The sequence below is a fragment of the Vibrio sp. sp1 genome (assembly GCF_016920955.1).
In the GTDB taxonomy this organism is placed as follows: Bacteria; Pseudomonadota; Gammaproteobacteria; order Enterobacterales; family Vibrionaceae; genus Vibrio; species Vibrio alginolyticus.
In genome coordinates this window covers 1,060,705-1,083,312 of record NZ_CP060589.1, presented here as the reverse complement: position 1 = coordinate 1,083,312, position 22,608 = coordinate 1,060,705, and the positions used below count along the sequence as shown (strand labels likewise).

Genomic DNA, 22,608 nt, shown 5'->3' with positions numbered 1-22,608 from the left:
TCTTTTCCTGCAGCGGTAAAATCGTTATAACCAAATATTCTGAGCGGACACCATAATGCGACTGGTAACAAGAACTATTCTTGTTTATATTGTTTGTCACAGATTAGTTTTATAGGTTTTTTGAGTATGTACGTTTGTCTTTGCCATGGTGTCTCCGACAAAAAAATCAGGAAGTTGGCGATAGATGAAGGCGTAACAGATATTAAAGGAATCAAAAAGTGCACGGCATTGGGCAGCCAATGTGGTAAGTGCATCAGACAGGCCAAGGAAATTTTAGCGGAAACTAGTTACACGGAATTTAAACAAGCCAGCTAATTGCTGTAAGTATGCAGTAATTATTTGCCTTACATTTTGACACCTTCTCATTTGCTTCTACATTTAAATGAAGCCAAAGAGGAGGGTTTTGTCATGAAAGGCGATCCAATCATCATTCAACATCTCAATAAAGTGCTCGGTAACGAGCTCGTCGCTATTAATCAGTATTTTCTTCATGCCCGAATGTATAAAGACTGGGGCTTAAAGCACCTAGCAGACAAGGAATATCACGAATCTATCGATGAGATGAAGCATGCCGATCATCTAATTGAGCGTATTTTGTTCCTTGAAGGCTTACCGAACCTACAAGATTTAGGTAAGTTGATGATTGGTGAAGATACCAAGGAAATGCTCGAGTGTGACTTAAAGCTTGAAATGGCGGCTATTCCAGATTTAAAAGATGCGATTGCCTACGCTGAAGACATTCGAGATTATGTGTCTCGAGATCTCTTCCAAGATATTCTTGAAGATGAAGAAGAACATGTTGATTGGCTAGAGACGCAACTTGGCTTGATTGAAATGTCTGGTATTGAGAATTATCTCCAAGCGCAATACGTGGACGAAGAGTAACGATACTTTCTGAGTTTGCATACTCCAATAATAGTAAGAAGAAAGAGCACCTGACTCGAAAATCGGGTGCTTAACCCCGTTATCTGGTCTAATCTCTTTTATTATCGGCTTTTTAAGGATATTGCTCGCAATCTTGCCTATGAAGTTTGATTTCTATCCGATAGAATTTATGCCCCCTTACCTAAAAATAAAAAAGAGAAACGTCCATGTCTGAAGACAACCACCAAGCAGCCACTCCAGAAGAAGAACATCGCCAAAAAGCATTGGATTACCATGCTTATCCAACTCCAGGAAAGATTGCTGTCGAACTGACAAAGCCTGCGGAAACGGCGGGTGATCTTGCCCTTGCATACAGCCCTGGTGTTGCAGAGCCAGTGCGTGAAATCGCACAAAACCCGGATAACGTGTACAAGTACACTGCAAAAGGGAACATGGTTGCTGTTATTTCTAACGGTACCGCTATTCTAGGTCTAGGTAACCTAGGTCCACTTGCATCTAAGCCTGTGATGGAAGGTAAAGCGTTACTGTTTAAGCGTTTTGCTGGTCTTGACTCTATTGATATTGAAGTTAAGCACCGCACGATCGATGAATTTGTGGATACTGTTGCGAGCATTGCAGACACTTTTGGCGGTATCAACCTTGAAGATATTAAAGCACCAGACTGTTTTGAGATTGAAAAACGTTTGATTGAGCGTTGTGATGTACCAGTATTCCACGATGATCAACATGGTACTGCTATTGTAACGGCAGCGGGTATGCTGAATGCAATCGAACTTCAAGGTAAGAAACTTGAAGATTCAACAATTGTTTGTCTTGGCGCTGGCGCTGCCGCTGTAGCGTGTATGGAGCTTCTGATCAAATGCGGTGCAATGCGCGAAAAAATCTACATGCTAGATCGCAAAGGTGTGATTCACACTCGTCGTGATGACCTTAATGAATATAAGCAGTTATTTGCGAACAATACAGATAAGCGCACACTAGAAGACGTAATTGAAGGTGCAGATCTGTTCCTAGGTGTATCTGGTCCAAACCTGTTGCCAGCGGAAGCGTTGAAGTTGATGGCTGATAAGCCAATCGTATTCGCATGTTCTAACCCGGATCCTGAAATCAAGCCGGAACTTGCTCACGCAGTTCGTGATGACTTGATCATGGGTACTGGCCGTAGTGATTATCCTAACCAAGTTAACAACGTATTGTGTTTCCCATTCATTTTCCGTGGTGCTCTTGATGTGCGTGCAAGTGAAATCAATGATGAAATGAAACTTGCAGCCGTTGAGGCGATTCGCGAGCTAGCAAAAGAGCCTGTACCTGAAGCCGTATTGAAGGCTGCCGGTGTTGATAAGCTAGAGTTTGGTGCGGACTATATTATTCCAAAACCAATGGATTCACGTTTGCTACCACGTGTTGCAAAAGCGGTTGCTCAGGCGGCGGTTAATTCAGGTGTAGCTCGTATCGAGATGCCTGAAAACTACATGGCAGAGTAATATATCTTTCAGATGTGATACACAAAAAATGGGACGCTATTGCGTCCCATTTTTTATGTCATCCATTTGGCTCGAGGCAAGAGTTATTACCTGAAACCTTTTATCAGGCTTTTTTATTCTTCGTCGAATGACTCAAATTCGATGCCCATTTCCGTCATCAGCGCTTTTACTTCTGTTGGAATATCATCAGGACGGTCTTTACGAAGGTCTTCATCTGTCGGAAGTGGCTGACCTGTGTACGCGTGCAAAAATGCCTCGCATAGCAATTCGCTATTGGTTGCATGGCGTAAGTTATTGATCTGACGGCGAGTACGCTCATCAGTTAGCACCTTTAAAACTTTTAGCGGGATAGAGACGGTAATTTTTTTTACTTGTTCGCTTTTTTTGCCGTGCTCTGCATATGGGCTAATGTATTCGCCATTCCAGTCAGCCATTGCACACCTTCATTTATGTAATCGGTTAAAAATAATTTAGGTGCTGATTTTAGCTGCATTTACCGCCATAAGCAAAGACATATAGACGTCTAGAAGTGTTGACGTCTCATTTTTTGACGAGTAAAGTGAACATAACAGCAAAGGAAGCGTGTTGATCACTTTATGTTACTCATTAGATATAGCGCATTCCTATTTAGAAGTCATTACCCGTGAAAGGATACACCCATGAGCACTCGCAAACCTGCGACCATTGCAGTACGCACTGGTATTGAATCAGACAGCCAATATCATGCTGTCGTTCCACCTATTTATCTTTCCACTAACTATGGTTTTCCTGCTTTTGGTGAAGTGCCCAAGTATGATTACACACGATCTGGTAATCCAAACCGCGGACTGTTGGAAAGTGCGCTATCTGAACTTGAGTCTGGAAAAGGAGCGGTTGTTACTAACTGCGGTACGTCGGCATTAAATTTATGGGTTTCCGCTTTTCTCGGCCCAGATGATCTCATTATTGCTCCTCACGATTGTTATGGTGGTACCTATCGTCTTTTTAATACCCGAGCTAACAAAGGCGATTTTAAGGTTCAGTTTGTCGATCAATCAGACGAACAGGCTTTAGATGCTGCATTGGCACAAAAACCAAAACTCATTTTGCTAGAAACTCCGTCAAACCCTCTGGTTCGCGTAGTGGATATTGCAGCTACTTGTGAAAAAGCGAAACAAGTCGGCGCGTTAGTTGCGGTGGACAATACCTTTTTGACACCCGTGTACCAAAAACCTTTAGAGCTAGGTGCGGATTTTGTTATCCACTCCACAACAAAGTACATCAACGGTCATTCGGACGTAATTGGTGGGGTAATCATCACCAACACAGAAGCGCATGCAGAAGAGCTTGCATGGTGGGGCAATTGTATTGGTGCAACGGGCACACCTTTCGATAGTTACATGACACTGCGAGGTATTCGTACGCTTGGTGCTCGTATGAGAGTACATGAAGAGAGCTCACAGCAGGTACTAGCTTACCTACAGAAACAAGCGTTAGTTAAAACTATCTATCATCCAAGCCTGCCGGAACATCCAGGTCACGACATTGCTAAAAAGCAGCAAACGGGCTTTGGCTCTATGTTGAGTTTTGAGTTTGCTGGTTCGTTTGAGCAGTTAAAGGTGTTTGTGAAAGAGCTCCAACTGTTTTCATTAGCAGAGTCATTAGGTGGTGTAGAAAGTTTGATTTGCCACCCAGCATCCATGACGCACCGTGCAATGGGTGAGGAGGCGCTGGCGGAGGCTGGGGTCTCTCATCAACTATTACGTTTGTCTGTCGGTTTGGAAGATGCACAAGACCTCATCACAGATTTAGAACAAGCGTTCGCTAAAGCTACCCAGTAATAGGAGACGATAACAATGACTGTACAACGTCAGCTGCATAAGTTTGGTGGCAGTAGCTTAGCAAACCCAGAATGCTACTTACGCGTTGTGGGTATTCTCAAGGAGTATTCGACAGAAAATGATCTGGTGGTCGTCTCTGCTGCAGGAAAAACCACTAACCGCTTGATTGAGTTTTTGGAAGGGTTAAATAAAGATGGCCGAATTGCGCATGAAGCGCTTCAAAGCTTAAGACAGTTTCAAACTGAGCTAATAGAAAGCTTGTTGGAGAGTGAAACAAAAGAAGAGCTGTTAGCTTTATTACATGATGAGTTCAGTACTCTCTCGGAGCTGACTGCACCACTCACTAATGCGCAAAAAGCCGCGGTACTGGGGCACGGAGAAGTATGGTCTGCTCGCCTATTGGCCGCGTTATTATCTCAACGTTCTATCCCTGCGGTTGCACAAGATGCACGAGCGTTTTTACGTGCAGAAGCGGGAACTCAACCAGAGGTTGATCGCGCTCGTTCATACCCTTTAATTAAAGAGATCCTCGCGCAGCATAACCATAAACGTGTGGTAATTACTGGCTTTATGGCTCAGAACGAGGCAGGAGAAACCATTCTACTTGGTCGTAACGGCTCTGACTATTCTGCAACGGTCATAGGCGCGCTTGCTGAAGTCAGTACTGTCACGATTTGGAGTGATGTTGCTGGTGTCTATAGTGCCGATCCACGTTTGGTGTCTGACGCTTGTTTATTACCGTTACTTCGATTGGATGAAGCCAGTGAACTTGCTCGCTTAGCTGCCCCAGTGCTACACAGTCGTACGCTTCAGCCTGTGGCGCAAAGTACCATGGACCTTAATCTCAAGTGTAGCTATCTGCCAGAGTCGGGTTCTACTCGTATTGAGCGTGTATTGGCATCTGGTCGTGGCGCTAAAATTATTACTTCACTGGATGATGTTTTATTGGTGCAGTTGTCTTTCATGCATGGGCACGACTTCGAAAAAACACAGAGTGATGTATTACAAGCGTTGCAGCGCGCGCAATTAGAGCCACTGGCATTTGAAGCTCAATCCGATCAGTACACGCTACGCTTGGCTTACACCGCAGAAATCGCCGGTGGTGCATTGAAATACTTGCAAGAGCTTGCGGTGGAGGCAGAAATTAAGCTAAAAGAAGGTTACTCGCTCTTAGCTGCGGTAGGTGCAGGCGTTACGAAAAACGCCAATCATTGCTTTGGCTTTTATCAGAAGCTAAAGCACTCTCCGGTAGAATTTATCTCTGAAACAGACTCAGGACTGAGCCTAGTCGCTGTTTTGCGCCGTACTGATACCGAGGCGTTGGTTCAAACGATTCATAGCCAGTTGTTCCAAGCGCAAAAACGCGTGGCAGTGGCTTTATGTGGCAAGGGTAATATTGGTTCTAGTTGGTTAAATTTATTTGCGACGCAAAAAAGTGAGCTCGAAAAACGTCATGGTATGAGCTTTGATCTTGTCGCGGTTGTGGATAGCCAAACCTATTGGTTCGATGAGCAAGGTATTGAGGCGGCGAGTGTAGCTGAACGATTTGATGATGAAAGCATAGCAAACAATGGGGATTGGCTGGCACGTTTGGGAGCGCTTAAAAGCTACGATGAAGCCGTCGTGCTTGATGTTACCGCGAGTAAAGAGTTGGCTCAGCGCTACGTAGAAATCGCACAGCAAGGCATTCATTTGATTTCCGCTAACAAAGTTGCCGGTTCCGCAGATAGCCAGTACTACCATCAGGTTCAAGATGCATTCGCTAAAATTGGTCGTCATTGGCTATACAACGCAACGGTGGGTGCTGGGTTACCGATAAACCATACCGTGCGAGATCTTCGTGAAAGTGGGGATGAAATCGTCGCTCTATCGGGTATTTTCTCGGGGACGCTATCATGGCTGTTCCAACAGTTTGATGGTTCTGTGCCATTTAATGATTTAGTCGATCTTGCTTGGCAGCAAGGTTTAACCGAACCTGATCCTCGTTCTGATTTAGATGGCTCCGATGTAATGCGCAAGTTAGTCATCTTGGCTCGAGAGTCGGGCCTAGATATAGAACCAGACAGCGTTAAAGTTGAGTCTTTGGTGCCAGAAGAATTAAGAGAACTGAGCTTAGATGATTTCTTCGATAATGGAGCGTTGTTGAGTGAAATACTTCAAGAGCGTCTGACAAAAGCACAGAGAAACGATCAAGTGCTTCGCTATGTGGCGCGTTTAGAAAAAAATGGTAAAGCAACGGTGGGAGTCGAAGCGTTATCTCGTGAGCACGCGCTCGCCAACTTATTGCCATGCGATAACATTTTTGCCATAGAGAGCAAGTGGTACAAAGATAACCCTCTGGTCATTCGAGGACCAGGCGCAGGCAGAGAAGTGACAGCCGGCGCTATTCAATCCGACCTCAACCGATTGGCTGGTTTATTTTAAAGTTGCGATTGACCTAAAAACCCCTGGAATTAATCCAGGGTTTTTTATTCCCCTATCAGTGCCATACTGAAGTCATAACCCGTGCAAAATGGTGAGATGATGCTCAAGTAGAAACTTGAACTATCTTCATTATTAACTTGAGAAAAATTCATAATTACAAGGTTGACATTAAATCGTATTCAATACATTCTGTAGACATATAGACGTCTAAACGTCGATTTTAAGGATTTGTTTTCGTGGCGGAGTGCCGCAGGGAGAGTAAGATGGGATATACGCACGCAGGCCATATCGACGCCTTGAACCAGAATATTGCTGAGTTATCAGATAACATCAATGTATCGTTTGAGTTTTTTCCGCCAAGCAGCGCTAAGATGGAAGAAACACTTTGGAATTCAGTGCACCGTCTTAAAACGCTTCAACCTAAATTTGTTTCTGTGACTTACGGTGCGAACTCCGGCGAGCGTGACAGAACACACTCCATCATTAAAGAAATTAAAGCAACAACCGGATTGGTTGCCGCTCCCCATCTCACTTGTATTGATGCGACTCGTGAAGAGCTGATTAATATTGCCGATGACTATTGGAACAATGGTATTGAAAATATCGTCGCTCTGCGTGGTGATATTCCTCCAGGTGGCGGTGCGCCTGATATGTATGCCTCGGATTTGGTTGAGCTGCTGAAATCACGCCACGATTTCGATATCTCCGTTGCTGCATTCCCTGAGGTTCACCCTGAAGCTAAAAGCGCACAGTCTGACTTATTGAACCTAAAACGTAAGGTAGATGCAGGTGCAAACCGTGCTATTACTCAGTTCTTTTTTGACGTTGAGTCTTACCTGCGATTCCGTGACCGTTGTGTCGCAGCAGGAATTGACGTAGAGATTGTGCCAGGAATTTTGCCTGTATCGAACTTTAAGCAAGCTTCTCGCTTTGCGGCACAGAACAATGTGAAAGTACCAGGATGGATGAGCAAACAATTCGATGGCTTGGATGATGATCCGGTGACTCGCCAGCTTGTAGGAGCTAGCCAAGCTATTGATATGGTGCGTGTACTGAGTCGTGAAGGGGTTAAGGATTTTCACTTCTACACACTAAACCGTGCAGAGATGACTTACGCGTTATGCCATACGTTGGGTGTTCGTCCTCGCGCAGTAGTCGGTGCGTAAACCTAGTTTCAAAAAGATAAAAGGCTTGCCAAGTGGCAAGCCTTTTTCGTTTTATCAAAGCAAAAGGAGTTTAACCAATCACTTCAAGTTCAGTTAGAACTTCTTCTGCCCAAGTGATCCAAGTTTCACGTAACAGTAGGTTACGGCGAAGCGTTAGACGTTCTAGGCGAGCTTGTTTATCTAAAGTTGACGGCGTTGCGTAGTAAGCCGCTTCAATTTCTTTGTAGTGAGAAACCAGTTTGCGAGACTCTTCAACTAGCTCGGCGAGTTGGTCACGGAATGGAGCCGCTGGTTGAACGGCACATGCCATCAATTTCGCTGAAAACTCATCACGAACTGTTGGGTGTGCAGTTGGTTGATCAAACCACTCTCCTAAAGCGCTGCGACCAGCGTCTGTAATGGAGTAAACCTTGCGGTCTGGTTTGCCTTCTTGGGGTTCTAATACGCAAGTAACCAGTTCTTTCTCAGCCATTTTGTTGAGTTCACGGTACACCTGTTGGTGGCTTGCTTTCCAGAAGTAACCGATGCTAGCAGAGAATTCTTTAGTGATATCGTAACCGGTTGCGTCGCGAGTGCTAAGAACAGTTAAGATTACGTGTGGTAATGACATGTCTTCAATCCAAATGGTCAATAAACTTGTAAACAAGCTACTTATACTTTCAGCTGCGCTCTTACTGGCACTTGAGTTTTTTAATGTATAAGTAGCACCAACAATGTTGGTCCTGTCACCTTAAAGCCGTTTATCACCTAGAGAGATGGGGAGTCCCATCAAGGCTGGAGCAGGTATGATTGGATTTATGAGCTCTCAGCAGGCAAGTAGTATATAAATAATAAGCATGAAGTGGAATAGTAGGACAAAATTACCCTAAAAAACTAACATAATAATCAATAGTGTTAACTTGTGGTTTTTTATTCTTTTGTTTTGGTATTTTTTGGGTCTCTAGTGGTATATTTAACTGCCTTTGTTTTGGTGCGATTATCCTGTGATAAAAAAAAGCTGAGCATTTGCCCAGCTTTCTATTAAAAATGAAACGATTAGCCTGTGTTGCGCATACCTGCAGCAATACCAGCAATCGTCACCATCAACGCTTCTTCCAAGTTTGCAGAAGCTTCTTCGGTTTGACGCGTGCGGTATAGCAGCTCTGCTTGTAGCATATTCAATGGCTCAACGTAGATATTGCGTAAGCGAATAGACTCGAGTCCCCAAGGGTCATGCTGCATCAAGTTTTCATTGTTCTCTACATTCAGTACCGCTTTGATGTCTTCTTGAAGCTGAGCACGAAGCTTTTCACCGAGTGGACGGAGCGACTCATCCACCAATCGCTCATCGTAGTAGCGAGAGATATCAATATTACACTTCGAGTACACCATTTCCAGCATGCCGAGACGAGTTGAGAAAAATGGCCATTCGCGGCACATCTCTTCGAGCAATGCTTGGTGGCCTTTATCGATCGAGTATTGAATCGCTTCACCTGCGCCTAGCCATGCAGGAAGTACCAAACGGTTTTGACTCCATGAGAAGATCCACGGGATTGCACGTAAGCTTTCTACTCCGCCCTTAGGGTTGCGTTTTGCAGGACGAGAACCAAGTGGCAACTTGCCGAGTTCGAGTTCTGGTGTTGCTTGGCGGAAGTAAGGCACGAAATCTGGCTCGCCACGAACCACATTTCGGTAAGACTCACAGCTTACTTCTGATAGCACTTCCATCAAGTCGCGCCATTCTTGTTTTGGCTCTGGTGGCGGTAACAAGTTGGCTTCCAGAATCGCACTTGCATATAGGTTAAAGCTGTTTACTGCGACATCTGGGAGTCCCAGTTTAAAGCGGATCATCTCGCCTTGCTCTGTTACACGTAAACCGCCTTTCAAGCTTTTTGGTGGTTGCGACAAAAGCGCAGCATGCGCAGGTGCGCCACCGCGACCGACTGTGCCCCCACGACCATGGAATAAAGTTAGCTCAACGCCTTCTTCTTCAGCCACTTTAACTAACGATTCCATCGCATGATACTGAGCCCAACCTGCAGACATAACACCTGCATCTTTCGCTGAGTCAGAGTAACCAATCATGACCATCTGGTGGTTTTGGATAAAACCACGGTAAAGGTCAATCCCCATAAGCTGCTTGATGACCGATTCTGCGTTGTTCAAATCGTCTAGCGTTTCGAACAGAGGACACACATCCATGCGGTAAGGGCAACCAGCTTCTTGTAGCAGTAGATGAACGGCTAGTACGTCAGAGGCGGTACGTGCCATTGAAATAACGTAAGCGCCAAACGCTTCACGCGGTTGTGCTGCAACAATCTTACAGGTATCCAAAACCTCTTTGACGGGTTCAGACGGTTCCCAATCACGAGGGAGAAGCGGACGTTTAGATGCCAGCTCGTTAGTTAGAAAAGCAATCTTATCTTGCTCGCTCCATTGTTCGTAATCACCAATACCTAAGTAGCGAGTTAGTTCAGACAAGACGTCTGAGTGACGCGTGCTCTCTTGGCGGATATCAAGACGTACAAGATGGATACCAAATGCTTTTACGCGGCGTAGTGTATCCAGTAATGAGCCGTTGGCTATTACACCCATGCCACATTCGTTTAGTGACTGGTAGCAGGCATACAGCGGTTCCCAAAGTTGCTCGACTTTTTGCAGTGGTGCTTTAACAGCCAGCTTTTGACCGTGGATCTTAGCATCGAGAATATCTTTGGTTTCATTGAGCAGAGTGCGTAATTGCTTCAGGATCGCACGGTATGGTTCGTGCTGATCTTCGCCAGCAAGCTCACGGACTTGATCGTTTGAAACTGTCATAGACAGCTCGCTGATCAATTCGTTGATGTCATTGAGATAAAGATCGGCGGCTTTCCAACGAGACAAAAGTAAGACTTCACGCGTAACGTTGTGAGTAACAAACGGGTTACCGTCACGGTCACCGCCCATCCAAGAGGAGAAGTGCACTGGGCGAGCATCAATGGGTAAACCTTCTCCAAGGTAAGATTTTAGACGGTCATTCATCTCACGTAGGAAATCCGGTACTGCTTCCCATAGCGAGTTTTCAACGACCGCAAAGCCCCACTTTGCTTCATCCAACGGAGTAGGGCGTTGTTGTCGAATCACGTCTGAATGCCAGCCTTGGGCAATCAGTTGCTCTAGGCGGCGTTCGGTTTTTCTGCGCTCTTTAGAAGAAAGATCGCTTAGCTCCAACTTTGATAAGCACTCATTTATCTTGACCAGTTTGTTGATCATCGTACGGCGCGTAATTTCTGTTGGGTGAGCCGTCAATACCAATTCAATATTTAGATCACGAACCGCTTGCGCAGTGTCCAGTTTGCTCACATCGTTTTGTACCAGTTTAGAAAACAGCGAGTTAATCGCGTCTGGTTCGCAAATGTGCTCTTCACAATGGCGTGAAATCGTGTGGTATTGCTCAGCGATATTGGTGAGGTTTAGAAATTGGTTAAACGCGCGAGTAACGGGCGTTAGCTGCTCATCAGGTAGATGTTTGATTTCTTCGATCAAGCTGTCCCTGTCTGCTTGATTCCCTGCTTGAGCTGATTTGGATAATTTACGAATGGTTTCCACTTTCTCGAAGATTTCTTCGCCATGGGCATCGCGAATGGTGTTACCCAATAAGTGGCCTAACATGCGCACATTACTTTTGAGTGCGGCGTATTTCTCGTTCATTGTCGTCCTGCCTCGTAAAAAAACTACATCCATTGTCCTTGTTAAGACTCCAATCTAGCGAAAAGCACCAGTTATAGTCAAATAAAGCAGACTAAGTTTGCAATTATTCCGCTGTCTCCTGATTTAGAGCAAATTTACGGCAGCCATAGAGTAAGAAGTGAAAATTAATTACAAAATAACAAGTTAAATAAGTGTTAAGACTAGCGCTAAATTGTGAAGATAAAAAGATGCAGCTCAATCGAGCTGCACAGACTTTCGAGCTTAAACGCGTATTAACAGCAGTACTTGACCATCGCCTTTGAAAGCACATCAATTGTGGGGTCGATAAAGTCGAAGGATAGAAACTCATCCGGTTGATGGGCTTGGTCGATTGACCCAGGGCCGAGCACCAAGGTTGGACACAACTGCTGTAGAAATGGTGCTTCAGTACAGTAGTTCACGGTTTCTGAACTGGTTTGGCAGATCTCTTCAACACCACCAATAAATGGGTGGTCATGTTCGCATTCGTAACCCGGAATAGGCTCATGCAATGGAATAATCTCCAGTCTCCCTGGCCATTTCGCTTCGACTTCTTTTAATGCTCCGCGCAACATGTTCTCTAAACCATCAAGGCTAATGCCGGGAAGAGGACGCACGTCGTAATGCAGCTCACAGCAACCACAAATACGGTTAGCGCTGTCACCACCATGAATGTGTCCAAGATTTAGGGTAGGGCTTGGAATGGCAAAACCCGGATGGTGATATTCTTTAATCAATTTGTCACGCAGTTGCATCATGGCGAACATGACTTCATGCATGATCTCAATAGCGTTAACGCCAAGCGCTGGGTCCGATGAGTGACCGGACTTGCCTGTTACGCGAATGGCATTTGCCACATGCCCTTTATGACCTCGAATTGGTACAAGGCTGGTGGGTTCACCAATGATACAGTAATCCGGCTTAAATGGGGCGTTTGCTGTGAAATGTCGCGCGCCCAACATGGTGGTCTCTTCGTCACAAGTGGCTAATACGTAGAGTGGTTTGCTCTGCTTGCTCCAATCGACTTTCTTCACTGCTTCATAAATAAAGGCGAAAAAGCCTTTCATGTCTGCTGTGCCTAAACCGTAGAAGCGGTTGTCTTTTTCCGTCAGTTTATGCGGATCGAAATTCCATCGCCCTTGATCGAATGGCACGGTATCACTATGGCCAGCAAGTAAAAGGCCACCTTCACCCTCACCCATACGTGCGATCATATTGTGCTTGCCTGGCTCGACTTCGATCACTTCAACGCTAAAACTCAGATCTTTAAACCAAGATGCGAGTTTTTCGATGACTTTTGCATTGCCCTGATCCCAGCTCGGATCCGTGGAGCTGATAGAAGAGGTGCTGATGAGTCCTTCATAGACCTCTAGAAAAGTTGGTAATTGCATGGATTCTTCAAATCTCCTGTTGACAGACAGACCATAAAAATGTAAAACACATATTAAATCATATTTAATGAATAAAAAATCAAAATAAAGCAAAAATTAAATATGAATAGTCATTTGAGCCTTTAAGTATATGGATGTCACACAATGCTAAAAACCACGATTATTGGAGCCAGCGGTTACACCGGCGCAGAGTTAGCGTTAATGGTTAATAAACACCCACAACTCACGCTATCAGGTTTATACGTTTCCGCCAACAGTGTTGATGCGGGAAAGAGCATCGCGCAGCTGCACGGTAAGCTAGCGGGCATCATTGATATGCCAGTTTTACCACTAACGGATCCACTGCAAATCGCTCAAGAATCGGACGTGGTGTTTTTGGCAACGGCTCACGAAGTCAGCCATGATTTAGCCCCAACTTTCTTGGAGACAGGCTGTCAGGTATTCGATTTATCGGGTGCATTCCGTGTGAAAAGTGAAGGCTTTTACGACACTTTTTATGGCTTCGAACATCAACATAACAACTGGCTAGATAAAGCAGCATACGGCTTAGCAGAGTGGAACCAAGAATCAATAAAAACCACTCCTTTGATTGCAGTAGCAGGTTGCTACCCAACCGCTTCACAGCTTGCAATCAAACCTTTATTAGAACATGCGTTGCTCGATACCAACCAATGGCCAGTGATCAACGCAACCAGTGGTGTATCTGGTGCCGGGCGTAAAGCCTCCATGGTTAACAGCTTCTGTGAAGTGAGCTTGCAACCTTATGGTGTATTTAACCATCGTCACCAGCCAGAGATTGCTCAGCACTTGGGTTGCGATGTGATTTTTACTCCGCACCTCGGCAACTTTAAACGCGGCATTCTTGCCACGATCACCATGAAGCTTGCGCAAGGTGTGACAGAAGCACAAGTGGCACAGGCGTTTGAACAAGCTTATCAAGGCAAGCCTGCGGTGCGTCTTAAAGGCGACGGTATTCCACGTATTCAGGATGTCGAAAATACCCCTTTCTGTGATATCGGCTGGAAGGTACAAGGCGAACACATCATTGTGATTTCAGCTATCGACAACCTACTTAAAGGTGCATCGAGTCAAGCGATGCAATGTCTCAATATTCATTACGGTTACCCAGAACTGACAGCGTTGCTGTAGTCGTTGAAAGAGGGAAATGCGATGACGCAAACCAATCAAGCTCCTTTAGTCATTAAGCTAGGTGGTGCAGCTCTATCATGCACTCAAACCTTAAGCCAACTTTTTGGTGCCATTGCGGCTTACCAAAAATCGGCACAGCGACAAATCGCCATCGTTCATGGCGGTGGCTACCTAGTTGATGAGTTGATGGCAAAGCTTCAGCTTGAAACCGTAAAGAAAAACGGTTTACGCGTAACACCTTACGATCAAATTCCTGTGATTGCAGGCGCGCTTGCAGGCACTGCGAATAAGTTACTTCAAGGTCAAGCGATTGCGGACGGTCTTAACGCTGTGGGCCTTAGCCTTGCGGATGGTGGTTTGTGTCTTGTTGAAGAACTTGACCCAGAACTCGGCGCGGTAGGCAAAGCATCACCGGGTGACTCAGCACTATTACAAGCGGTGCTAAACACAGGTGCACTGCCGATCATCAGTTCAATTGGTTTAACCAAAGATGGCCAGATGATGAATGTGAATGCTGATCAAGCAGCAGTCGCGGTTGCGGGCGCATTAGATGCGGAGTTAGTCCTGTTATCAGACGTGAGTGGTGTATTAGATGGAAAAGGCCATTTGATCAAAACCCTGTCAGAGCAGCAAGCTAACTCGTTGATCGATGGACATGTGATCACCGATGGCATGATCGTCAAAGTTAAAGCCGCTTTGGAGGCCGCCAATGATCTTGGCCGTCCAATTGAAGTCGCGACCTGGCGTTACCCAGAAAAATTAGCACAGTTATTCGCTGGTGAAAGTATTGGTACTCAATTCTTGCCTCAATAAGCATCAGCAAAAGAATTCAATATTAGGAAGTCGTAGTTGGCACTGACCGCCGAGCGCAGCGCCAGTTAAGTTTGGAGAAAAAACATGAGCAAAGTGAACGTAAATAAAGTGGTAGTCGCATACTCAGGCGGTCTAGATACTTCAGTAATTATCCCGTGGCTAAAAGAGAACTACGACTGTGAAGTAGTGGCTTTCGTTGCCGATGTTGGTCAAGGTGCAGAAGAGCTAGAAGGCATTGAAGCGAAAGCAAAAGCCTCTGGTGCTTCTGAGTGTTACATCGCGGACTTGAAAGAAGAAATGGTCGCAGACTACATTTACCCAACGCTAAAAACCGGCGCGTACTACGAAGGTAAGTACCTGCTAGGTACATCAATGGCGCGTCCAATCATTGCCAAAGCGCAGGTTGAAGTGGCACGTAAAGTGGGCGCGGACGCTCTGTGTCATGGCTGTACAGGTAAAGGTAACGACCAAGTACGTTTTGAAGGCGCATTCGCAGCACTAGCACCGGACTTACAAGTGATTGCACCTTGGCGTGAGTGGGACCTAGTGAGCCGTGAAGAGTGTTTGGATTACCTAGCTGAGCGTAATATTCCTTGCTCTGCGTCTCTTACTAAGATCTATTCACGTGATGCAAACGCATGGCACATTTCGACGGAAGGCGGCGTTTTAGAAGATACGTGGAACGCACCAAACGAAGACTGCTGGGTGTGGACTGTCGACCCAGAGCAAGCGCCAAATGAAGCGGAATACGTCACGCTGAAAGTAGAAAAAGGTGAAGTGGTCGAAGTTGATGGTGAAGTGATGACACCATATAACGCACTGGTTTACCTAAACGAGAAGGGCGCTAAGCACGGTGTTGGCCGTATCGATATCGTGGAAAACCGTCTTGTTGGGATGAAGTCTCGTGGTTGTTATGAAACACCGGGAGGCACCATCATGATGGAAGCGCTGCGTGCTGTAGAGCAGCTTGTGCTAGACAAATCATCATTCGAATTCCGTGAGGAGCTAGGTCTAAAAGCGTCTCACCTTGTATACGATGGCCGTTGGTTTACGCCACTATGTAAATCGATCCTTGCCGCTTCAGAAGAGCTAGCGCAAGACGTTAACGGTGAAGTGGTTGTTAAGCTCTACAAAGGTCAAGCGACAGTGACGCAAAAACGTTCTGACAACAGCTTGTATTCAGAAGAGTTCGCGACTTTTGGTGAAGATGAAGTTTACGACCAAAGCCATGCAGGTGGGTTCATCCGTCTTTACTCGCTATCAAGCCGTATTCGTGCATTGAACAGCCAGAAGAAATAATCCATTAACATCCATCTTGGATTGAATAAAGACCCGCCATTTATAGGCGGGTCTTTTGGTTTCTAAAAGCGAGTATCTAAAGTTTGTTTGAATATATATGTAAAAATATTGAATTTATACTTTATTTTTTATCGAAATTGCCGTAACGTTGACCCATAAGAAAAAGTGAGCAAATGACCATCAAATTGGTTACTACTCATTCGAGAACGTTAGAGTAAGCAATAGTCATCAGGAGAGACGCAATGGCATTATGGGGCGGAAGATTTACCCAAGCGGCAGACACCAGATTTAAAGAGTTCAATGATTCGTTGCGTTTTGACTACCGATTGGCTGAGCAAGACATCGTAGGTTCAATCGCATGGTCTAAAGCTCTGCTTTCTGTTGATGTGCTATCGGCAGAAGAACAGCAGAAACTGGAACTTGCTTTAAATGAGCTGAAGTTAGAAGTGATGGAAGACCCTCACCAAATTCTTCGCTCTGATGCAGAAGATATCCACTCTTGGGTTGAACAGCAGCTAATCAGTAAAGTGGGAGATTTAGGTAAAAAACTCCACACTGGGCGTTCTCGGAATGACCAAGTCGCCACAGACTTGAAACTTTGGTGTCGTCAGCAAGGTCAGCAATTATTGATTGCTTTAGATCGCCTACAAGCACAAATGGTCCATGTTGCTAAACAGCACCAAGGCACCGTATTGCCAGGCTATACTCATCTTCAGCGTGCTCAACCTGTAACCTTTGCTCACTGGTGCTTGGCTTATGTTGAAATGTTCGAGCGTGACTACTCTCGTCTGAATGATGCCTTACAGCGTCTCGACACTTGTCCACTTGGCTCGGGTGCGTTAGCGGGAACGGCTTATCCGATTGATCGCGAACAATTAGCACATAATCTCGGTTTCCACCGTGCTACGCGTAATTCACTCGATTCGGTTTCAGATCGTGATCATGTGATGGAACTGATGTCGGTGGCGTCGATTTCTATGCTTCACCTTTCTCGTCTTGCAGAAGATATGATCTTCTACAATTCAGGCGAGTCAAACTTCATTGAGTTAGCGGATACGGTGACATCTGGTTCGTCATTAATGCCACAGAAGAAAAACCCAGATGCACTTGAGTTGATCCGTGGTAAGACAGGGCGTGTCTATGGCGCATTATCGAGCATGATGATGACAGTTAAAGCCTTGCCATTGGCGTACAACAAAGACATGCAGGAAGATAAAGAAGGGTTGTTTGACGCTTTAGATACATGGAACGACTGCATGGAAATGGCAGCTCTGTGTTTTGACGGTATTAAAGTGAATGGCGAGCGCACACTAGAAGCGGCGAAACAAGGTTACGCAAACTCGACTGAGTTGGCTGATTACCTAGTGGCGAAAGGCATCCCATTCCGTGAAGCTCACCACATCGTCGGTGTCGCGGTCGTTGGTGCTATTGCTAAAGGCTGTGCGCTGGAAGAATTGTCTCTGCAAGAGCTAAAAGCCTTCTCTGAGGTGATTGAAGATGATGTGTATGACATTCTGACTATCGATTCGTGTTTGGAAAAGCGTTGTGCTTTGGGGGGGGTTTCGCCTCACCAGGTCGCTTACGCGGTAGAACAAGCGGATAAGCGCCTGAGCCAGCGTGACAGCTCGGCGGTGAAAGTGCGTCCTGCACGTTTGACGGACATTGAAACGCTGGAAGGTATGGTTGCTTACTGGGCGAACCTTGGTGAGAATCTTCCGCGCTCTCGTAATGAGCTCGTGAGAGATATTGGCTCTTTCGCGGTGGCTGAGCATCATGGTGAAGTGACGGGTTGCGCTTCTCTATATGTGTATGACTCAGGGTTGGCTGAAATACGCTCTCTTGGTATCGAAGCGGGCTGGCAAGGCCAAGGGCAGGGCAGTGCGATTGTGAACTATTTGGTTGAGAAAGCGCGCCAGATGGCGATCAAGAAAGTCTTTGTTCTAACGCGAACGCCTGAGTTCTTTATGAAGCAAAGCTTTTTACCGACATCGAAGTCATTACTGCCGGAGAAAGTTCTGAAAGATTGCGATCAGTGCCCACGTCAACATGCATGTGATGAGGTAGCGCTTGAGATCAATTTAATGGAGCAAGTGATCCAAAAAACGCATGTGGCATGAACTGAAGTTGTGGAGTGATTTTATTAGCATTCAATGACATAGTCATTTTCCTGTTTACTTACATCAGTATTCGCTAAAAAAATCGAAAAAATTTGGAACCTTTGAGAGGAAGCCCGGTCTATTAAAGTACCACTGCTTTTTCTTAGAAGAATCTAAGAGAGCCCCAGAACTGACATTGGTTTTGGGGCTTTTTTCTATCTGTCACTTTTCTCTTTTTTATTGGCCTTTTTTTGTCCCTTTCGACGTTGCCAAGGCAAGATGACAAAACGCATCCATAAGTGTAGAAACAACAAAACGTTGAAAGCGAAGCCGGCAAAGATCAAAGCGATCGACTCGATGCTTTGTGGATCATCTTTGAGCGTAAACCACCACACAATCCAACACAGTACAGAAAGTACCGTCAATTGATCCAAGCATCGTTGGCAACGTCCAAGTTTTTTCCAAAACCAATGTTCCTCGCAGCGGCGACAAGTCATAGTGTTTTCCAAACCATTAGTGTTGCTTCAGATTATATATCTAACTAAATGGTGGAAAGCGTTTCTTACACGGGCTTAGAGCGCCATGACACAACCAAAAATGGAAAGTTAGCTTTGTAAAAGCTTTGTGGCACGTAATTGATGTATGGTGTGCTGTCAGTCTTTAACAGGAAATATAATGATGTCGACAGAGTTGAAACTTGCGCTGAGTATCGCTGGTGGGTTCTTTATGATCGGTGTTGTCGCGATTTGTATGGTCAGCCGCTATGCAATGATGGCAGCGTAAGAGAGATTTCATTGCACCGAAGTAGTAAAGCAAAGCCTCGTTGATGACGAGGCTTTGCTTTATATTTAGATAGAAGCCTGAAAGCGTTAGCAGCCAGGGCCGCAGTCAAGACAATGTTTCACCATTTCTGGCCCTAAGTGTAGTTTTGCATTCAAATCACGTAGAGCGGTGCGGACGCCTTCTTCAATCACTGGGTGATAGAAGGGCATATCTAACATCTCAGAAATCGTCATCCTATTTTGGTGCGCCCATGCTAAAAGGTGAGCAAGATGCTCTGCATTCGGGCCCATCATTTCTGCACCTAAAAAACGTCCAGTGCCTTGCTCTCCGTAGACATGCAGAATGCCTTTATTACGAAGCATGACGCGCGAACGTCCTTGATTTTCAAACGAGACTTCACCGGTTGCGAAACATCCACATGTGCCTAGACGTGTTTCTAGTTGTTTATATGTTTCGCCAACCATAGCAATTTGAGGGTCGGAGAACACGGCTGAAATTGGTGAGCGACGCAGACCCGCACGAATATCTGGGAAACGGCCTGCGTTGTCTCCAGCAATACGGCCTTGGTCAGCGGCTTCGTGCAGCAGTGGAATTTGGTTACTTGCATCACCTGCGATGAAGATGCTCTCTACCGAAGTTTGCAATGTGTAGTGATCCGCCGTTGGTACGCCACGTTCATCGAGAGCCACATTGGTGTTCTCGATCGCCAGCTTATCGACGTTTGGACGACGACCCGTTGCGGCCAATACGTAATCGACAACGAAAGTTTCTAATTCACCATCATGGTTGATGAATTGGATTTCGACCTTGTCTTCGCCGTCATTGTCTGACGAAGCAATGCGTTTCATGCTTTCGACTTTTACATCTGCATCTAGGTAGAACTCTTCCTTAAAGGCTTTATCTGCATACGCCATCACCTCTGGGTCTGTCAGTGGGCCCACTTGTCCTCCAAGGCCAAAGAGCTTCACGTTTACTCCTAGGCGGTGTAAAGCCTGACCCAATTCAAGGCCGATGACTCCTGGGCCAAATACTGCAACGGACTCTGGTAAGTCATCCCAGTCAAATACATCATCGTTAATCACTAGGCGATCACCCAGTTCATTCCAAGCTGCCGGATATGCTGGACGAGATCCTGTCGCAATAACAATGCGCTGTGCGGTGACCTGAGTATGATCATCTATGATGAGAGTGTGGTCATCGGCAAACTTCGCGTAGCCCGATGGTTTGTCTTCAGCGGGAATATCATCGACACTTTCAAGCACAAAGCCAACAAAACGATCGCGTTCGCGCTTTACACGATCCATAACTTCTCGTCCGTTAATTCGTACTTCACCTTGCGGGTGTATCCCAAATCCAGGTGCTTTTTCGATTTGATGAACACTTTCTGCTGCCGCAATTAACAGCTTAGACGGCATGCATCCGACACGAGCACAGGTTGTTCCGTAGGGACCGCCCTCAATCATTACCACGCTGTTGGTATGAGCTTTTGCTGCTCGATAAGCACCAAGACCAGCCGTCCCGCCACCAATAATCGCTACGTCGACATTAACTTGTTTCATCGTGAACTCTCGCTTTTGTTTTAAGCCAAGCTAGCTACATTGAGCTTGGAGAGTAAATTGGATAGTTGAATCTGGATAAGTAGTCACCTTATTGGCAGATGACTACTTATCTAGACTAGTAGAAGAAGTGGTTTAGGGTTGGCCTCCGAGCCAAAAGGCACCGGAGACCGAGGGTGTAGGCTATGGACAGCTTAGCCTAGATACGCTTCTAGCTCTTCGCTACCGCCGATGTGCTTGCCACCGATAAAGACTTGTGGAACAGTCGTGCGACCAGATATAGCTCGTAGACTAACTGTTGTTGCGTCTTTACCCAGAATCACTTCTTCATATTGAAGACCGTGGTCAATCAGATTTTGTTTCGCTTTCATACAGAAAGGGCAGCCTGGTTTAGTGAACACCGTGATGGATTCTTGCGTTTTGTAGTCAGGCGCTATGTAGTTCAGCATCGTATCTGCGTCTGACACCTTGAATGGGTCGCCTGGTTCGTTTGGCTCAATGAACATTTTTTCCACTACGCCATCTTTTACTAGCATGCTGTAACGCCATGAACGTTTGCCAAAGCCGATGTCGTTTTTATCCACTAACATACCCATGCCATCGGTGAATTCACCATTACCATCCGGGATGAAGGTAATGTTTTCTGCTTCTTGGTCTTGTTTCCATGCATTCATCACGAACGTATCATTGACCGAGACACAAATAATCTCATCCACTCCGTGCTCTTTAAATACAGGGAACAATTCGTTGTAACGAGGTAGATGGCTTGATGAACATGTTGGAGTAAATGCACCCGGTAAGCTAAATACGATAACGGTCTTACCTTTAAATAGCTCATCGGTCGTTACATTCACCCAAGAGTCACCTTGACGAACTGGAAAAGTAACTTGAGGGACTTGTTGACCTTCTTTAGATACAAACATAATGATTTCCTTTAACTATTTTAAATTATGCGTATAGAGCTTAGCGTTTTTCGTCGCTCTGTTTCGTTTTGTTGAGCCCATTATTGTAAAAATCCTTTGATAGCTCTAATCGTTTGGTGTTATGGTTTTGATAGGTATTAGCTATTGTTAAAGAAGCGAAGCGTGAATTATGAATATTCGAGATTTTGAGTACTTAGTTGCACTTGCGGAACATAAGCACTTTCGCAAAGCGGCAGAGGCATGTTTTGTTAGCCAGCCAACATTGAGTGGGCAAATTCGTAAACTAGAGGATGAACTCGGGACCACGCTTTTAGAGCGAAGCAGCCGACGTGTTTTGTTTACCGATTCAGGGTTACAGCTGGTGGAGCAGGCTAAACGCATCTTAAGTGAAGTGAAAACCTTCAGAGATATGGCAAGCGGTCAAAGCGGAGCCATGACTGGACCGATGCATATTGGTTTCATCCCGACGGTTGGGCCTTATCTACTACCCAAAATTCTGCCGCAGATAAAAGAAGCATTTCCTGAGCTGGAGCTATTTCTTCACGAAGCTCAAACACATCAATTAGTGCGTCAATTGGAAGAAGGCAAACTAGATTGCTTAGTTTTAGCTTCGGTTGATGAAACTGCGCCATTTAAAGAGATCGAAGTGTATCAAGAGCCATTAAGTGTCGCAGTGCCATGTGACCATGAGTGGGCCTCTCTCGACCATGTTGATATGTTGGAGCTGAATGGTAAAACCGTTTTAGCGTTGGGAGACGGCCACTGTCTGCGAGATCAAGCGTTAGGTTTTTGTTTTGCCGCTGGTGCAAAAGACGATGAGCGTTTTAAAGCCACCAGCTTGGAGACGTTACGCAACATGGTTGCTGCCGGTGCGGGGATTACGTTATTGCCTCAGCTTTCTATCCCTAATGAGAAGCAAAAAGATGGCGTATGCTACGTACCAGCTGTTAACCCAACCCCCTCGCGTAATATCGTTCTCGTATACCGTCCGGGCTCACCATTACGAGCTAGGTTTGAAGCTTTAGCAGCGAAGATTAAAGAGGTTTTGGCTTCTTATCCATCATTGAATGCTGCAGCATAAAAAGCAGAAATAAAAAAGGGAGAGCTTGATGCTCTCCCTTGTGCTTTTGTT

At 45.6% G+C, this 22,608-nt stretch carries 18 protein-coding genes; 11 read left to right on the top strand and 7 right to left on the bottom strand.

All coding sequences use genetic code 11. The annotated features are described in order from the left end of the window. Positions 1-126: 126 nt before the first annotated feature. The 3 genes from H9L11_RS05065 (at position 127) to H9L11_RS05055 (ending at position 2,369) form a co-directional block, all read left to right on the top strand. A complete protein-coding gene (locus tag H9L11_RS05065; RefSeq protein ID WP_005381360.1) occupies positions 127-315 on the top strand; it encodes a bacterioferritin-associated ferredoxin in 189 nt (62 codons plus the stop codon). Positions 316-408: 93 nt separating this feature from the next. Beyond that, positions 409-885 carry a bacterioferritin gene (bfr, locus tag H9L11_RS05060; RefSeq protein WP_005381359.1) on the top strand — a complete coding sequence of 159 codons (477 nt, stop codon included), beginning with the start codon at positions 409-411 and terminating at the stop codon, positions 883-885. Positions 886-1,091: 206 nt separating this feature from the next. Next, positions 1,092-2,369, top strand: a complete 1,278-nt coding sequence (locus H9L11_RS05055) for a malic enzyme-like NAD(P)-binding protein (protein ID WP_005381358.1) — start codon at positions 1,092-1,094, stop codon at positions 2,367-2,369. Between the two features lie 113 nt (positions 2,370-2,482). Here the strand turns inward: H9L11_RS05055 and metJ are convergent, their stop codons facing one another. Beyond that, entirely contained in the window at positions 2,483-2,803 is a 321-nt protein-coding gene (metJ, locus tag H9L11_RS05050; RefSeq protein WP_005381353.1) for a met regulon transcriptional regulator MetJ, read from the bottom strand. A gap of 225 nt (positions 2,804-3,028) precedes the next feature. Between metJ and H9L11_RS05045 the strand changes: the two genes are divergently transcribed. The 3 genes from H9L11_RS05045 (at position 3,029) to metF (ending at position 7,779) form a co-directional block, all read left to right on the top strand. Next, positions 3,029-4,189: an O-succinylhomoserine (thiol)-lyase gene (locus tag H9L11_RS05045; RefSeq protein ID WP_017633522.1), complete on the top strand. Its 1,161-nt coding sequence runs from the start codon at positions 3,029-3,031 to the stop codon at positions 4,187-4,189. 15 nt (positions 4,190-4,204) lie between these two features. Next, positions 4,205-6,613 carry a bifunctional aspartate kinase/homoserine dehydrogenase II gene (locus H9L11_RS05040; RefSeq protein WP_205391024.1) on the top strand — a complete coding sequence of 803 codons (2,409 nt, stop codon included), beginning with the start codon at positions 4,205-4,207 and terminating at the stop codon, positions 6,611-6,613. A 263-nt stretch (positions 6,614-6,876) separates the two neighbouring features. Then, positions 6,877-7,779: a methylenetetrahydrofolate reductase gene (gene metF / locus H9L11_RS05035; protein ID WP_005381345.1), complete on the top strand. Its 903-nt coding sequence runs from the start codon at positions 6,877-6,879 to the stop codon at positions 7,777-7,779. Between the two features lie 70 nt (positions 7,780-7,849). On the opposite strand, the gene H9L11_RS05030 is transcribed toward metF, so the two are convergent. From H9L11_RS05030 to argE, 3 genes are all read right to left on the bottom strand, one after another. Beyond that, positions 7,850-8,389: a PadR family transcriptional regulator gene (locus H9L11_RS05030; RefSeq protein ID WP_005382791.1), complete on the bottom strand. Its 540-nt coding sequence runs from the start codon at positions 8,387-8,389 to the stop codon at positions 7,850-7,852. 425 nt (positions 8,390-8,814) lie between these two features. Continuing rightward, positions 8,815-11,448, bottom strand: coding sequence for a phosphoenolpyruvate carboxylase (ppc, locus tag H9L11_RS05025; RefSeq protein ID WP_005381336.1), 2,634 nt, complete (start codon positions 11,446-11,448; stop codon positions 8,815-8,817). Positions 11,449-11,720: 272 nt separating this feature from the next. Next, entirely contained in the window at positions 11,721-12,857 is a 1,137-nt protein-coding gene (argE, locus tag H9L11_RS05020) for an acetylornithine deacetylase (RefSeq protein WP_205391023.1), read from the bottom strand. A gap of 144 nt (positions 12,858-13,001) precedes the next feature. Between argE and argC the strand changes: the two genes are divergently transcribed. From argC to argH, 4 genes are all read left to right on the top strand, one after another. Continuing rightward, on the top strand, positions 13,002-14,006 hold the full coding sequence (gene argC, locus H9L11_RS05015) for an N-acetyl-gamma-glutamyl-phosphate reductase (protein ID WP_205391022.1): 1,005 nt from the start codon (positions 13,002-13,004) through the stop codon (positions 14,004-14,006). 21 nt (positions 14,007-14,027) lie between these two features. Beyond that, a complete protein-coding gene (gene argB / locus H9L11_RS05010; RefSeq protein WP_005381333.1) occupies positions 14,028-14,819 on the top strand; it encodes an acetylglutamate kinase in 792 nt (263 codons plus the stop codon). An 84-nt stretch (positions 14,820-14,903) separates the two neighbouring features. Further along, on the top strand, positions 14,904-16,118 hold the full coding sequence (locus H9L11_RS05005) for an argininosuccinate synthase (protein WP_005381332.1): 1,215 nt from the start codon (positions 14,904-14,906) through the stop codon (positions 16,116-16,118). A 242-nt stretch (positions 16,119-16,360) separates the two neighbouring features. After that, positions 16,361-18,235, top strand: a complete 1,875-nt coding sequence (gene argH / locus H9L11_RS05000; protein WP_017633526.1) for an argininosuccinate lyase — start codon at positions 16,361-16,363, stop codon at positions 18,233-18,235. Positions 18,236-18,429: 194 nt separating this feature from the next. Here the strand turns inward: argH and H9L11_RS04995 are convergent, their stop codons facing one another. The 3 genes from H9L11_RS04995 to H9L11_RS04985 form a co-directional block, all read right to left on the bottom strand. After that, a complete protein-coding gene (locus H9L11_RS04995; RefSeq protein ID WP_025768083.1) occupies positions 18,430-18,711 on the bottom strand; it encodes a DUF3624 domain-containing protein in 282 nt (93 codons plus the stop codon). Positions 18,712-19,083: 372 nt separating this feature from the next. Beyond that, the gene (locus H9L11_RS04990; protein ID WP_205391021.1) at positions 19,084-20,556 is read right to left on the bottom strand and encodes a dihydrolipoyl dehydrogenase; all 1,473 of its coding nucleotides are present in this window, start codon (positions 20,554-20,556) and stop codon (positions 19,084-19,086) included. Between the two features lie 191 nt (positions 20,557-20,747). After that, positions 20,748-21,476, bottom strand: a complete 729-nt coding sequence (locus H9L11_RS04985) for a redoxin family protein (protein WP_005382781.1) — start codon at positions 21,474-21,476, stop codon at positions 20,748-20,750. 169 nt (positions 21,477-21,645) lie between these two features. On the opposite strand from H9L11_RS04985, the gene oxyR reads away from it, so the two are divergent. After that, positions 21,646-22,557, top strand: a complete 912-nt coding sequence (gene oxyR, locus H9L11_RS04980) for a DNA-binding transcriptional regulator OxyR (protein WP_005381326.1) — start codon at positions 21,646-21,648, stop codon at positions 22,555-22,557. Positions 22,558-22,608: the final 51 nt, after the last annotated feature.

What these genes read in the sequence shown, in the direction of transcription:
- bfr (WP_005381359.1), top strand. Translation starts at nt 409, where the DNA reads ATGAAAGGCGATCCAATCATCATTCAACATCTCAATAAAGTGCTCGGT.
- H9L11_RS04985 (WP_005382781.1), bottom strand. Translation starts at nt 21,476, where the DNA reads ATGTTTGTATCTAAAGAAGGTCAACAAGTCCCTCAAGTTACTTTTCCA.
- H9L11_RS05065 (WP_005381360.1), top strand. Translation starts at nt 127, where the DNA reads ATGTACGTTTGTCTTTGCCATGGTGTCTCCGACAAAAAAATCAGGAAG.
- H9L11_RS05030 (WP_005382791.1), bottom strand. Translation starts at nt 8,389, where the DNA reads ATGTCATTACCACACGTAATCTTAACTGTTCTTAGCACTCGCGACGCA.
- H9L11_RS05055 (WP_005381358.1), top strand. Translation starts at nt 1,092, where the DNA reads ATGTCTGAAGACAACCACCAAGCAGCCACTCCAGAAGAAGAACATCGC.
- H9L11_RS05005 (WP_005381332.1), top strand. Translation starts at nt 14,904, where the DNA reads ATGAGCAAAGTGAACGTAAATAAAGTGGTAGTCGCATACTCAGGCGGT.
- H9L11_RS05045 (WP_017633522.1), top strand. Translation starts at nt 3,029, where the DNA reads ATGAGCACTCGCAAACCTGCGACCATTGCAGTACGCACTGGTATTGAA.
- oxyR (WP_005381326.1), top strand. Translation starts at nt 21,646, where the DNA reads ATGAATATTCGAGATTTTGAGTACTTAGTTGCACTTGCGGAACATAAG.
- metF (WP_005381345.1), top strand. Translation starts at nt 6,877, where the DNA reads ATGGGATATACGCACGCAGGCCATATCGACGCCTTGAACCAGAATATT.
- H9L11_RS05040 (WP_205391024.1), top strand. Translation starts at nt 4,205, where the DNA reads ATGACTGTACAACGTCAGCTGCATAAGTTTGGTGGCAGTAGCTTAGCA.
- argH (WP_017633526.1), top strand. Translation starts at nt 16,361, where the DNA reads ATGGCATTATGGGGCGGAAGATTTACCCAAGCGGCAGACACCAGATTT.
- argC (WP_205391022.1), top strand. Translation starts at nt 13,002, where the DNA reads ATGCTAAAAACCACGATTATTGGAGCCAGCGGTTACACCGGCGCAGAG.
- argB (WP_005381333.1), top strand. Translation starts at nt 14,028, where the DNA reads ATGACGCAAACCAATCAAGCTCCTTTAGTCATTAAGCTAGGTGGTGCA.
- metJ (WP_005381353.1), bottom strand. Translation starts at nt 2,803, where the DNA reads ATGGCTGACTGGAATGGCGAATACATTAGCCCATATGCAGAGCACGGC.
- ppc (WP_005381336.1), bottom strand. Translation starts at nt 11,448, where the DNA reads ATGAACGAGAAATACGCCGCACTCAAAAGTAATGTGCGCATGTTAGGC.
- argE (WP_205391023.1), bottom strand. Translation starts at nt 12,857, where the DNA reads ATGCAATTACCAACTTTTCTAGAGGTCTATGAAGGACTCATCAGCACC.
- H9L11_RS04990 (WP_205391021.1), bottom strand. Translation starts at nt 20,556, where the DNA reads ATGAAACAAGTTAATGTCGACGTAGCGATTATTGGTGGCGGGACGGCT.
- H9L11_RS04995 (WP_025768083.1), bottom strand. Translation starts at nt 18,711, where the DNA reads ATGACTTGTCGCCGCTGCGAGGAACATTGGTTTTGGAAAAAACTTGGA.